At 59.6% G+C, this 12,887-nt stretch carries 12 protein-coding genes; 8 read left to right on the forward strand and 4 right to left on the reverse strand.

The features are described from left to right. Nucleotides 1–75 precede the first annotated feature (75 nt). The 3 genes from ACYSMN_RS17205 (at nucleotide 76) to ACYSMN_RS17215 (ending at nucleotide 2,527) form a co-directional block, all read left to right on the forward strand. Nucleotides 76–645, forward strand: a complete 570-nt coding sequence (locus tag ACYSMN_RS17205; protein WP_488925149.1) for a DUF1990 family protein — start codon at nucleotides 76–78, stop codon at nucleotides 643–645. Continuing rightward, entirely contained in the window at nucleotides 638–1,360 is a 723-nt protein-coding gene (locus ACYSMN_RS17210) for a DUF1990 domain-containing protein (RefSeq protein WP_488925150.1), read from the forward strand. The genes ACYSMN_RS17205 and ACYSMN_RS17210 overlap by 8 nt, the downstream gene beginning before the upstream one ends. Nucleotides 1,361–1,486: 126 nt before the next feature. Continuing rightward, nucleotides 1,487–2,527, forward strand: a complete 1,041-nt coding sequence (locus ACYSMN_RS17215) for an NAD(P)-dependent alcohol dehydrogenase (protein ID WP_488925151.1) — start codon at nucleotides 1,487–1,489, stop codon at nucleotides 2,525–2,527. Nucleotides 2,528–2,724: 197 nt separating this feature from the next. Here ACYSMN_RS17215 and ACYSMN_RS17220 read toward each other — a convergent pair whose 3' ends face one another. Together ACYSMN_RS17220 and ACYSMN_RS17225 are read right to left on the reverse strand one after the other, a co-directional pair. Beyond that, nucleotides 2,725–3,213: a hypothetical protein gene (locus ACYSMN_RS17220; RefSeq protein WP_488925152.1), complete on the reverse strand. Its 489-nt coding sequence runs from the start codon at nucleotides 3,211–3,213 to the stop codon at nucleotides 2,725–2,727. A 143-nt stretch (nucleotides 3,214–3,356) separates the two neighbouring features. Next, nucleotides 3,357–4,568 carry a pyridoxal phosphate-dependent aminotransferase gene (locus ACYSMN_RS17225; protein WP_488925153.1) on the reverse strand — a complete coding sequence of 404 codons (1,212 nt, stop codon included), beginning with the start codon at nucleotides 4,566–4,568 and terminating at the stop codon, nucleotides 3,357–3,359. Nucleotides 4,569–4,752: 184 nt separating this feature from the next. Here ACYSMN_RS17225 and ACYSMN_RS17230 point away from each other — a divergent pair, with 184 nt between their 5' ends. From ACYSMN_RS17230 to ACYSMN_RS17250, 5 genes are all read left to right on the forward strand, one after another. Further along, nucleotides 4,753–5,286 (forward strand): DinB family protein, encoded by a 534-nt coding sequence (locus ACYSMN_RS17230; RefSeq protein WP_488925154.1) that lies wholly within the window; start codon nucleotides 4,753–4,755, stop codon nucleotides 5,284–5,286. Between the two features lie 309 nt (nucleotides 5,287–5,595). Next, nucleotides 5,596–6,459 carry an SDR family oxidoreductase gene (locus tag ACYSMN_RS17235; RefSeq protein WP_488925155.1) on the forward strand — a complete coding sequence of 288 codons (864 nt, stop codon included), beginning with the start codon at nucleotides 5,596–5,598 and terminating at the stop codon, nucleotides 6,457–6,459. A 135-nt stretch (nucleotides 6,460–6,594) separates the two neighbouring features. Continuing rightward, nucleotides 6,595–7,284 (forward strand): DUF421 domain-containing protein, encoded by a 690-nt coding sequence (locus ACYSMN_RS17240; RefSeq protein WP_488925156.1) that lies wholly within the window; start codon nucleotides 6,595–6,597, stop codon nucleotides 7,282–7,284. A gap of 9 nt (nucleotides 7,285–7,293) precedes the next feature. Next, on the forward strand, nucleotides 7,294–7,986 hold the full coding sequence (locus ACYSMN_RS17245) for a DUF421 domain-containing protein (protein ID WP_488925157.1): 693 nt from the start codon (nucleotides 7,294–7,296) through the stop codon (nucleotides 7,984–7,986). 41 nt (nucleotides 7,987–8,027) lie between these two features. Next, entirely contained in the window at nucleotides 8,028–8,537 is a 510-nt protein-coding gene (locus ACYSMN_RS17250; protein ID WP_488925158.1) for a pyridoxamine 5'-phosphate oxidase family protein, read from the forward strand. Nucleotides 8,538–8,858: 321 nt separating this feature from the next. Here the strand turns inward: ACYSMN_RS17250 and ACYSMN_RS17255 are convergent, their stop codons facing one another. Together ACYSMN_RS17255 and ACYSMN_RS17260 are read right to left on the reverse strand one after the other, a co-directional pair. Then, on the reverse strand, nucleotides 8,859–9,857 hold the full coding sequence (locus ACYSMN_RS17255) for a hypothetical protein (protein ID WP_488925159.1): 999 nt from the start codon (nucleotides 9,855–9,857) through the stop codon (nucleotides 8,859–8,861). Between the two features lie 284 nt (nucleotides 9,858–10,141). Further along, the gene (locus ACYSMN_RS17260; RefSeq protein WP_488925160.1) at nucleotides 10,142–12,208 is read right to left on the reverse strand and encodes a M1 family metallopeptidase; all 2,067 of its coding nucleotides are present in this window, start codon (nucleotides 12,206–12,208) and stop codon (nucleotides 10,142–10,144) included. Nucleotides 12,209–12,887 lie beyond the last annotated feature (679 nt).

The raw sequence follows: 12,887 nt of genomic DNA on the forward strand, positions 1-12,887 counted from the left end.
CCCCTCGAACACTTGATGCGTTAGTGGTTGGGAAGGCAGGCGAGTTGCTTTTCGCCGGCTTATTTGTCTATTCCGATGCCTAAATCAGAACAACCTGCCCAAACGGGCAGTGGCCCTTTATTTGAGCGCCGCTACTGGATTGACGTGCAGCACGCTCGTCAGTCGGCGGGGGAACTGCTGCATCACATCAAGTGCGACCTGCCCGCTTTTTCGCCTGATTTGCTGGCTGATTTCGAGAAAGCTAAAGGCGAGGCGCACGAATTGCGCGTCGGCGACGAGTTTCGCATCAAGATTCTCGGTCCTTGGAACGGCGACGTGCGCGTGTCAGAGATCGGCGCCGATTATTTTGAGTTAGTGACGCTGGAAAGTCACCCTGAGGCGGGCCGCATTCAGTTTTCGCTGCGACCTCACGTTTCGCTGCCCGATACGCTGCGCTTTGAGATACACTCCTGGGCCCGCTCCCGCGATGGCCTCGTGGCTTTCACTTACGACACGCTAGGCATGGGCAAAAAAGTGCAGCAGCAAACCTGGGAAACCTTCTGCCAGCGGGTGGCCGACCACAGCCAGGGGCTGCCGCTTGGCCCAGTACACGTGGAAACGGTAAGACAGGCCGAGTCCGAAACCGAAGTCACGCAGGATGCCTAAGCCGCCGCTCTACGAAACGCACAAAGCTCGCCTAGCCGCTTATCAAGAGGCGAAGTACAACTTCGATGTAAACCGGCTGGCCGAGTATTCCGCCGCCAACGGCTGGCGCGTAGACGACTACGAAACGGAATTGCCCGCCGAAGCGCCCGGCCCACCGGCGACCCACGGCTCCTGGGCCGCGGCCCGTGAAGTGCTGCGCAACTACACCTTCCCGCCGCCCGGCCTAATCACGGGCATCTTCCTGCCCGATGAGCCGCTGGAACACCGCGTGATGGTGCTGCGGGGCCGGTTTCTGGTGTTCACGTTCTGGTTTGGGGTGCGCACCGGTGGCGTTACGGACGAGCGGCGGGTGTTGCCGGAAGGTGACGAGGAGCAAGTGTGGGGCTACAACTACGCCACGCTCGAAGGCCATTTTGAGCGCGGGCAAATCGACTTCACGGTGCACAAGAACCTGACGACGGGCCGGGTGGTGTTTCGGATTCACGCCGTTTCGCAGACGGGCCGTATTAGCAATCCGTTTTACTGGCTAGGCTTTAAGCTTTTTGGGCGGATGCTGCAAAAACGGTTCTCCCGCCAGTCGCTGAAGCGGCTCAAGGCACAGGTGGAGGAAATGCTGCGTAAAGGGTGGGATTCACCCGCACCTGCGGACGCACCACCTGTTCAAGCCGCCGCCGACAACGTAGACGCGCAGGCACAGCTGAATAAAGCTACGTAGAGTCCGGTTTCATTGCTTGCTTTGTTGCGGAGCTGTACTTCGAAAGAGTCGTGCAGCGCCGAACCTTCGGCTGCGAAACCAGTTATAGCCATTCGCACTGCATTTCTTTTCCAAAACCATTCTGTCATGCTTGAAACCAAAGGCTACGCGGCTTCGGCTGCCCATGCCCCACTCACTCCCTTCGATTTTCAGCGCCGCGACGTTGGCCCGCACGATGTGCGCATTGAGGTTCTGTTCTGCGGCGTTTGCCACTCCGATGTGCATCAAGTGCGCGACGAATGGGGCGGCTCCATCTTCCCCATGGTGCCCGGCCACGAAATTGTGGGCCGCGTAACGGAAGTGGGAGCCCACGTGCAGAATTTTAAGCCCGGCGACTTGGCCGGCGTGGGTTGCATGGTGGATTCCTGCCAACACTGCGCCGAATGTGATGCCGGCCTAGAACAGTACTGCGACAATGGCTTCGTGGGCACCTACAACGCCAAGGACAAGGACGGCTCCCCAACCTACGGCGGCTACTCCAACCAGATTGTGGTAACCGAGAAATTCGTGCTCCGCGTGTCCGAAAAGCTTGATTTGGCCCGCGTGGCGCCGTTGCTGTGCGCCGGCATCACTACCTGGTCGCCGCTGCGGGAGTGGAAGGCCAAGGCTGGGGATAGAGTGGCCGTGATGGGCCTGGGCGGACTAGGTCACATGGCCGTGAAGTTTGCCGCCGCTATGGGCTGCGAGGTGACGGTACTTAGCACTTCGCCCGGCAAGGAAGCCGATGCCAAAACCCTTGGTGCGCACAAGTTCGTGGTGACCAAAGACGAGCAGGCGATGAAGGAAGTGCGCAACTACTTCGACCTCATCATCAATACTGTTTCGGCTTCGATGGACCTGACGCCCTATGTGGGCAGCCTGCGCCTCGATGGCACCATGGTGCTGCTTGGTGTGCCGCCGGAAGCCCCGCAGCTGCACGCGTTCAACCTCATTGCCAAGCGCCGCCGCATTGCCGGCTCGCTCATCGGCGGCATCAAGGAAACCCAGGAAATGCTGGATTTCTGCGCCGAAAACAACGTAATGAGCGACGTGGAAGTCATTCGCATGGATTATATCAACGAGGCCTACGAGCGAATGATAAAATCCGACGTGAAGTACCGCTTCGTCATCGACTTAGCTACGCTGTAGATTCTACGAAGCCGCAGTCATTGCGAGCGAAGCGAAGCAATCCTTCCTCTCGATGAGACTAGTTTTCTAAACAGACAAGCCCTTGGCGTCAGCACGGACGTCAAGGGCTTGTTGCTTCGGTGGGTTTTGCGCTTTAAGAGGAAGGATTGCTTCGCGCTGCTCGCAATGACAGGCGGCACTTGACGCAGGAATCGCGGCTACTCTTTCTCCACCGGATACCGGAAACTGCCTTCCAGCGTGAGGGGCTTGCCGCCGCGGCCAGCTTCGCAGACCTGGCAACGGTAGGTGCCCATCAGCCAGTGCCGGGCCGCATTCACGCCCGTAATCGTGACGTTGCCGGTGTTGGCAGCGCAGGATTTGGAGTAGGCCGCCACGCTGCCGAAACGGTACGAAGCATCCCGGTTGCGGCCACTCAGGATTTCCTGAAAGCTGTAGGTGCCCGCCTGAATCGGGAATCGGTCGATGATAATGGTGAGGCCTTCGCCGTCGGGGTCGTCGGCGCGCACGATGTTGAGACGCAGAGCACGGTCTTCGCCCAGAAAAAAGCGGGTACTGACCGTATCAGCGGCTACTTCCTGGCCGTTCACGCGCAGCGTAAGCACGCGCGCCGAGTCGGGCCTGATGCTGGTGAGTTGGGCCGCGGCGGATCCGGCGCCAAGGAGCAACAGAAGCAATACACGGTTCATAGCATCAGAGCTTTCGGTGAAATACCCAGCATTCGTAGCTGGTGCAGATGGGCACGGTTCTACAAGAAGCCTGCCGGAGCTTTCGGGCGGGTACCCGGACCGCATTGCTGCCCCAGCGCCGTCCACAAAATCCGTGCAATCCGCTAAAATCCGTGAGAATCCGTGATCCGGCCAGGGTATTGTTGCAGCGCCACGGCCAAGCAGTCCATAGCGAGATTGATGACTTCCTGATTGACGACGTACGCCAGTCGCACTTGCTGACGGCCCAGGCCCGGCGTGGCGTAAAACCCCGTGGCAGGAGATAGCATAATGGTTTGGCCCTGGTGATTGAAATCTTCTAACAGCCACTGCGCGAACCGCTCAGAATCGTCGATGGGGAGGTGGCAGACGATGTAGAAAGCCCCACTCGGCGTGGGAGCCTGTACGCCGGGCATGGACCGCAGCCGGCGCAGCATGAGGTCGCGGCGGGCCAGGTATTCGGCTTTGGTGTGGTCGAAGTAGGTTGCGGGTAGGTCGGCAGCGGCTTCGGCCAGGCGCTGCCCCAGGCCCGGCGGACTCACCCGCAGCTGCGCCAGCTTGAAAAAGGTGTCACGCAGAGCGCGGTTCTTAGTCACGATGGCGCCGATGCGGGCTCCGCAGGCGCTGTAGCGTTTCGAGATGGTGTCGAGCAAAACGATGTGGTCGTCGGTGCCGTGCAGGTGCAGGGCGCTGGTGTAGGTGGCATCGTAGCAGAATTCGCGGTAGGCTTCGTCGGAGAGCAGGTACAGGTTGTGGCGCAGACATAGGTCTTTGAGCAGCTCCATCTCGGCGCGGCTGTACACGTAGCCGGTGGGGTTGTTGGGGCTGCAAATCAGGATGGCCTTGGTGCGCGGCGTAATCTTCTGCTCGAAATCGGCGATGGGCGGCAGCGCGAAATTGTCTTCCAGGTACGACGTAACGGGCACGATGCGCGTGCCGGTAGAGATGGCAAACGCGTTGTAGGGGCCGTAAAACGGCTCCGGCACAATCACTTCATCCCCCGGATCAAGACAGCCGAGGAAGGCAAACGACAGCGCCTCGCTACCGCCAGTAGTCACGATGATGTCTTCGGCTTCTACCTCCAGGCCCAGGCCCTGATAGTACTGGGCTAGCTTGTGGCGGTAGCTGGCATAACCGGCCGTGGGACTGTATTCCAGCACCCGAATGCTGGCTTGCTGTACGGCCGCAAGCATAGCCGGTGGAGTTTCTACGTCGGGCTGGCCGATGTTGAGTGGGTGCACCGTGAGGCCCCGCGCCCGAGTAGCATCGGCGTGGGGAGTGAGTCGGCGGTAAGGAGAAGCTGGCAGCGCGATACCGCGCTGAGAGGGTCGTAACATAGCCTTAAAGATAGGCCCAGCGGCGTAGAAACCGAAAAACTAGACCTTAGAACTGAGATTTTAAAGCTGAGATAGAAGACCAGTGGAGATGTTGCAGAACCTTACAGGCAAGAGCAGGTGCATCACTTACCCTAGCCGCAGATTGCTGCTACAACCTGCACCCCTATCCAACAGTTACCTGCCCATGACGACACCTGACTCAGCAGCGCCACTCCCCGAATACTGGCTGCGCGGCCCACTGCCCGACGTACCGCCCTTGCTGCAACCCGTAGCTCACGCCCTGCTGCAAGCCCGCGCCGAAGTGCAAGCCGCCCTCCACGACTTCCCCGATCATCTGCTCACGGTCCGGCCCGCTGGAGTAGCATCCGTAGGCTTCCACTTGCGCCATCTGGCCGGGGTGTTGGACCGCATGGGCACCTACGCCCGCCAGGAGCCGCTGCGCGAGAAGCAGTTGCGCTACCTCGCCGCCGAAAACGACGTGCCCACCACACCGGGCACTACTGCCACACTGGTGCAAGCCTTTCACGAAGCCGTGAAGCAAATGTTAGTGCAGCTTCGCACCACGCCCGAGGCTACGTTGTGGGAGTTTCGGGTGGTGGGCCGGGCTAAGCTGCCGAGCACCGTGATAGGGCTGCTGGTGCACGCCGCCGAGCACACCACGCGCCACACCGGCCAACTGCTTGTAACGGCGCGAGTGGTGCGGGCAGGGTTGAAGTAGGCCGTGATTATGGTTGTTCCGTGAGTGTGATGGCTCGAACGTATTCTGCTGACCGTCATGCAGCGGCGCAGCGAAGCATCTTGCTAGAGTAGTAAGTCAATTACCGCTGCAACGTCAGCACGCGAGATGCATCGGCTACCGCCGCTGCATGACGGGATAAGCAATGGCCATTTAGTCAGATGCTTCCTGTCGTCAGCCGGACAAACAAGCTGAGCAGAAGGGCGATAAGCTAAACAAAAGGCGCTGGCTCGGCTATAACCTGCTTTCGTGGGGTGCGTTGGTATAGCCTCCGACACTTCATCTATCCTCATGGAAAACAAACCAACGTCCTTGCCCCCGCAAGAGCAGGAACAGCAGCCCGGCATCGAGCAGGAAATGACGCCCCGGCCGGAATATATTCGGGCCAATTACAGAGGCAGCGACAAGCTGCTAGGCAAAGTAGCCCTCATTACGGGCGGCGACTCCGGCATTGGCCGGGCCGTGGCCATTCACTTTGCCCGCGAAGGTGCCGACGTGGCCATCACCTACATGCCCCACGAAGAGCAAGACGCCTATGAAACCCGCCAACTAGTGGAACAGGAAGGCTGCCGCTGCCTCACTCTGCCCGGCGACCTCCGCGACCCGGAGTATTGCAAAAACATTGTGGCGCAAACAGTGGAAGAGCTAGGTGGCTTGAACATCCTCGTCAACAACGCCGCAGAGCAATTCCCGAACACCGATGTGGCGGAGCTACCCTACACGCAGTTCGAGGACACGTTTCAGGTCAACTTCTTCTCCTTCGTGCGCGTAACGCAGGCCGCCTTGCCCCACATGAAGGCCGGCGACTCCATCATCAATACGTCGTCGATTAACGCGTACCGCGGCAACCAGCAGCTAGTTGATTATTCAGCCACTAAGGGCGCCATTACGGCCTACACGCGTTCCATTGCGCAACAGCTGGCCGAAAAGCAGATTCGGGCCAATACAGTGGCACCGGGCCCCATCTGGACGCCGCTCATTCCGGCCAGCTTCCCGCCCGACAAAGTAGCTTCCTTCGGCAAAGACACCACCATGAAGCGCCCCGGCCAGCCCTCGGAAGTGGCGCCCTGCTATGTATTTCTGGCTTCTGAAGACGCTTCCTACATCACGGGCCAGGCGCTGCACCCCAACGGCGGCGAAGTGCTCAATACCTAACTCTTAGCAACTCCCTTGCCGGCCGCCGCTCTTCTAAAAAGTACCTCTGCTGGGGTACTTTTTAGTGAAGAGCATTTCATGATGTCTGAGTCTTCGGCATCGGTTGCGCGCCAGCACTAGGCTTTCTGTATTGGTATGAAAAAAGAAGAAATCCACCTCGACGACTGGCGGCGCATTCTGTTTGGGCAGGCCCCGGCCGAGTTTCTGCTGGAAGCATTCGTGCGCACGGTCATTATTTACGCCGTGATGCTGCTGGTGCTACGGCTGCTGGGCAAGCGCATGAACGGGCAGCTCACCATCACCGAAATGGCCGTGATAATTATGCTCGGTGCCATCGTAGCGTTGCCTATGCAGTCGCCAGACCGGGGGATTCTGCCGGGTATTGTGCTGTTGGTGGCGGTGCTGTTGCTCCAGCGGGGCGTCACGGGTTGGGGCGTGCGAAACGCGCGCGTGGAGAAGATTATTCAGGGTGGAATGAGCTTGCTCGTGTGCGATGGCGTGATGCAGCTCGATGCTCTGAAAGAATCGCGGGTAACGCATGACCAGCTGTTTGCCCAGTTGCGGGACAAGGAAATCGGGCATTTGGGGCAGGTGGAGCGGGTATACCGGGAAGCCTGCGGCGTCTTCAGCATTTTCCAACGCGACGAGCCCGTGCCCGGACTCTCCGTGCTGCCCACCCGCGACCAGCAAGCGCGGCAACAACAACAGCCCGCCGACGATAAGCTGGCCTGCTGCCAGTGCGGCAACACCGTGAGTCAAACGCATCATGCCGCCCGAACCTGCCCCGTGTGCCAGAGCACGCGCTGGGACAAGGCAATTGCATAACTGGCCTCTATGAAACCGGAAGACATTCACCTCACCGATTGGATGCGGATGCTGCTGGGCGAAGTGCCCTGGAGCTTTCTGCTGGAAATAGTTCTGCGCATCATCTTTCTGTACGCACTCATCCTGGTATCCATGCGGCTAATGGGCCGGCGGATGTCGGGGCAGATGAGCCGGCTGGAAATGGCGGCCCTAGTGTCGTTGGCGGCCAGCGTGGGTATTCCGATGCAGGCGCCCGACCGAGGCTTGCTGCCCGCTATAGTAGTGGCGGCCGCCGTGATAGGCGTGCAGCGCTGGGTGGCGTACCAGGCCTATAAGAGTCCCAAGTTTGAGTCGGCGGTGCTTGATGACATTGGCATTCTGGTGGAGGATGGCCGCTTCAACCCCGACGTGCTGCGCGAAGTGTCGTTGGCGCAGGAGCGGGCCGTGGCGCACATTCGGTCCGAGGGCATCGACCAGCTGGGGCGGGTGAAACGGTTGTATCTGGAATCGAATGGGCGTTTCACCATTCAAAAGCAGGAGCCGCCGCGCCCTGGCTTGTCGTTGGTGCCGGAGTGGGACAAGGAGATGGCCGCGCGGCAACCTCTGGCCCCCGACAACTGGGCCTGCGGCTACTGCGGGCAGTTGCAACAAGCCCAAGCCGCCCCCACCAAAGCCTGCCCCCATTGCAACTCCACCGATTGGAAGCAGGCCGTGGAGAGTTAGTATTCAATCATTCATTGCCACCCCAACCTCAACCAAGCACCATGCAAAACGCCATCAAGCCCCAGGAACTGGACCTGCTTAAAGACAAAATCAAGGATATCAGCTACGCATTGCTCACTACGCACGAGCAAGACGGCGACTTCCACACCCGGCCCATGTACACGCACGGGCTGGACGAGAATGGCACTATCTGGTTTTTCACGTATGCCGATTCCCGCAAGGTGACGGAAATAGGGCGCAACAACTGCGTGGGCATCAGCTACGCCGAAAACGATTCCCAAACCTACGTGACGCTGGCGGGCACCGCCGAAGTAACCCGCGACGAAGCCAAGATCAACGAACTGTGGGTGGAAGGATTGAAGGCGTGGTTTCCGAAGGGCAAAGACGACCCCAACATCACGCTGCTCAAGATCCGGCCCCACCAGGGCGAATACTGGGATAAGCCCGGTGGCAAAATCAACAGCTTGTTTCAGATGGCGAAAGGCGCCCTCACCGGCCAGCCCGACGACAGCCAGCGCAACGAAAAATTTGGCGACCAGCCCGGCAGCTAATTGGGCGCAACTCTTGTCATCACTTGGGATTCAGAAACTAAAGCTGCGGCGCGGCCCCAACGCTCCGAAAGCCTTTGGATTTACATCATCTGTGCCGCTCACCAGCCTGAGCGCACGGGACCCATCATATGAAAGCGAGACAGGGCACCTGCTATGTGGGTGCCTTGTCTCGCTTTCGGGGGTGGGGGAAGTGGCTGCTAGTAGCGCGAAGCTCCCGCTTCGCGCATCGTTGCACGACAGGCGTTGTGGCGGAGCAGCTCCGGTCGTGCAACCTCAGCAACGATGCGCGAAGCCGGAGCTTCGCGCTACAGGCTGCACACGCTAGCTTGGCTCGGGTAGCATCTTGTTTTCCATGACGTCGTCCAGCTCTGTAGCCGGGAGGTTGTCGGCCGCTGGGGCTATGGGCTCTGCCGGGGCTTCTGCCTCCGCAACCACGGGCTGCTCTTCCAGGGGCTGTAGCTGCGTATGCAAGGTTAGCTCGCTGCCCATTAGCCACACTTTAGCGCCTACTCGGAGCCAGATAAAGAGCTGCTGCACCAGCAACACCAGAACAATTGTGAGCGGGTTGCGCATCGTGACTTGCGCATCTAGCAGGAAGTAGACCAGGAAGAGAGCCAGCGGGAAGACCACCACCGCCAGGTACAGGCCGTAGGTCTTCGCGAAGTGCCGGAAAACAAACTTCGTGGCCTGCCGCAGCGCGCGGAACGCCCGGGTGGAATCGTTGCGGAACAGGCTGATGCGGGCGTAGTCGCCGATGAGCAGGACCAGCCCGAACAGGAACAGGTGCAGCAAGAAACCGCTCAGGCCGATATAGAACAAGCTGCTTTCAATCTCAACGGACTTATTGACGTTGAAAAAAACGCCGAGCGGAACGTAGACGACCAGCGCAACCACCACCTGCAGAAGCAGCACGAAAAAGAACAGCCGCAGAAACCGCGCGAAGTAGCGCCCGCAACCCGCAAAGAAGGAAGCAAGCGAAAAAGCCTGCGGCGCAGACAAGGTTTGCAGGATACCACCCGACAGCAGCACGCTGAAAAACACGTACGCGAAGGCCATCCATTTCACCTGCCCCGTTAGTGTCCCAACGGCGTCGCCGTGCTCCCGCAGAAAGTCCCGGAACACCGTGAAGTTAAAGCCCGCCAGCAACTCGCCAGGTGCCAGGGAACTAGCGGCCCCGGTCTTCAGCGTGTCGAAAAGAGGCAGCGCCAGCACCAAGGCCAGCACCAGATTGAAGCCGTAGACGAGCGTAATAAGCCGTTTGTTGCTCCAGGCAGCACCGAAACCGCCGCGCCAAGAAGAAAGAGTAGGAGAGAAGGACATAAGGGAAATGAGGAATGAAGAAGTAGCAATGAGGAATTAGTCGGCAGCTCCGGTCTGCCCGCTTTTTCGGCGGGCTGACCGGTCGCCGCGAGCTGATGTTGTTTCGTCTGCTCGGCCGCCCCAATTCCTCATTCGACACAAACAGGCGGCGCGCCCTTCGACCGTTCAGCCCGCCAAAAAAGCGGGCAGACCGGCGCGTGAGGCAATGAGCAATGAAGAATGAGCAATGAAGAATTTCCTAATGGCCTGCCCTGGCAATTGCTCACTGTTCATTGTTCATTGTATCAAACCAGCACGCTGGCCCATTGCAGGGCGTTTTGTACCCAGAAGAGGAACTTGACGGTGTACTTCCAGAAGGGCGCCGTTTCGGGCTGCACGGCGCGGCTGTTGTTGTTGAGGTTTACATCCAGCAGCAGCTTGTTTTGCGGGTCCAGCTTGGCCCAGGCCACCTTGCTTGGGCCCTCGTAGCTAAACGACTGAGTGCGGGCCTGGCCATCCCAGGCTTCGCGCACCTCCTTGCCATTCTCGAAATGCACTAGGACCTCCACCGGCAGCGTCATTTCGCCTAGCCGCTCCAGGAGCACCTGCGAACGGTAGCGGGTGGCCGACTTGTCGTCTTTGTCGTCTTTTTTCTTATCGTCTTTCAGCAACACCTTCTTGCCTTGCTGGTCCACGATGCCGCTGGTGGGCAGCACCTTGGTATTGTTGATGCGCGTGAGCTTGTAGTCGCAAACGTTGGTGCCGTAGAGCACCTGGTCGAAGTACCAGTTCATGTTCGGCCCGAACCGGGTGCCGTGGCGCTTGGCTACCACTTCGTTCACGATGGCAATGAAATCGATGGCGCAGGGGTGCTTGAATTTCCACCGCTCGAAGTAGGTCTGCATGATTTCGTCCATCACCGGGCGGCCCACCAGCCGGTCGAGGGTGGTGAGCCAGGTGGCGGTTTTGGAGTAGGTGATGGCCCCGTAGGCCGAAAATTCCTCCGGGTACTGCCAAGCGTAGCGGAAGTTTTCGGCCGATTTCGGGTTGGCCATACCCACGTAGCCCGCCCGGTTCTCCTCAATATCGCCGATGCGGAACCCCCACAAATCAACGGCGGACGTCTGGGGGCCGTAGGCGTGGTCCATCACGCGGCCCTCGAAGTACTGGTTGAACCCCTCATCCAGCCAGGGCTCCTCGAACTCGTTGGAAGCCAACAGCCCCATAAAATACTGGTGCCCAAACTCGTGGACCGTCACGCCCTCCGTGGCTTTGATACCCTTGGGCATGTTCCAGAACGAGCCCCCCGTGATGAAGGTGGGATACTCCATGCCGCCCGAACCCAACCCGTACACGGGCGGATCGACGATGGTGAGGTTGGGATACGGATAGCGGCCAATGTGCTTCTCGAAATACGCCAGCGCCGCCTTGGCCGCCTTGAAGTAGCGCGCGGCCTGTCCGGCGTGCTCGGGCTGGAGCAGCGTTTTGATGCGCACGTGCTGCCACTGGCTTTCCTGCGTCAGGAAGCGGGGCGAGGCCGTCCAGGCAAAATCAATGACGTCTTCGGCGTGGAACTGGAGCGTTTTGGTGCCGTTGGGGTTCTTCTTTTCGCCTTCTAGCAGGCCCGTGGCGCCCACCACGTAGGCTTGCGGCACCGTAATGGCCACGTTGTAGACGCCGTAATCGGCGTAGAACTCGGAGTTGGCGTGAAACTGGTGGCAATTCCACTGGCCCTGCTTGGCGTAGCGCTGGCCGGCGGCTTCGTACACTCCAATCTTAGGAAACCATTGCCCCACCAGGAAGTAGCGGTCTTCGGGGGCCAGGCCGCTGAAGCCGGTGCGGGCGAATATTTTGGGCAGCTTGGCTTTGAAGTCCACCTCTACGCTGATGCTTTCACCGGGCTGCACGGGCTTGCTCAACGGCACCCGAATCACCGTCTGGTCGTGCTGGTTGTCGTCGTCGGGATGGATGAACTCGATGCCCGGCGTGAGGTCTTCCGCGGCGCCATTGCCCCGCCGGACCCGCATAGCCTTCACATCCGTCCAGCCCCAGCCGTCGCCCCCGGCCTCGTCGATGTTTGCCCCCCGCAACTGCCCGCCCGATTCGCGCATGAACGTGGAGCGCGAGTTTTTAAAGGCGTTGAGGTAGAGGTGGAATTGTAGCTCCCCCACGGCATCAGTGGACAGGTTTTTCCAAACCAGCGTCTCCTTCCCCGTCAGCTGCTTCTTGGTCGGGTCGAGCTGCACGGCAATGGTGTAGCTGGCGTTGCGCGGACTCAGGGGCTGCGGAAACGTGGGGGCGGCCGCTACGTGGGTCTGGGTGGCAGCCAGTAGCAGCAGGCCCGCGCTCAGGCGTTGGAGTGCCTTCTTCATGGTCGATACGGTTGATTTCGGAAAGGAAGGCCGCTAGCCTTCAAGCAGTACGGCTCCTTTAGAGCGGATAAAGTAAGGACTTACCAGGAAAGAAAATAATAAGTCCGCTATTCTTCACTATTCGCTGACTGCTTCCCGGGCGTGGAAGATGAAGCCGCTTAACCAGCCGCCCCGCCCCGCCGGGAGGGTAGCCATGTCAAGAAAACGCCCCGCACGGTCAGTCACGAGCCATGAGGCGCTACGTTCGCGCCGATAAGCAGGCCACAATAGTCCAGAATCACGTTCAGAAACCTTATCCGACGGCCCGGAACTCGTGTCGGAGCGTCCGGAACTCGTTGCGGACGCCCCGGAACTCGTGTCGGAGCGTCCGGAACTCGTTGCGGACGCCCCGGAACTCGTTGCGGACGCTCCGGAAGTCATTGCGGACGGCCCGGAAGTCGTTGCGGACGGCCCGGAAGTCGTTGCGGACGGCCCGGAACTGCTGTCGGAGGGGTGGGGAGGGTGGTTGGGCAATGGTGTAGGTAGCTCAACCGTTTATCTATATATTACGAACATTCTACACTCTTTTTTCCAACTACTCTCATGGACCGTGTGAAGCGTAATTTCTCCTGCCGAATTGATGAACTAGGTTGTACGGACAATTATCTTTGCGTTCGTGAGTAATCTGGACGAAATCAGT

The sequence above is a fragment of the Hymenobacter sp. M1-2 genome, assembly GCF_057808495.1.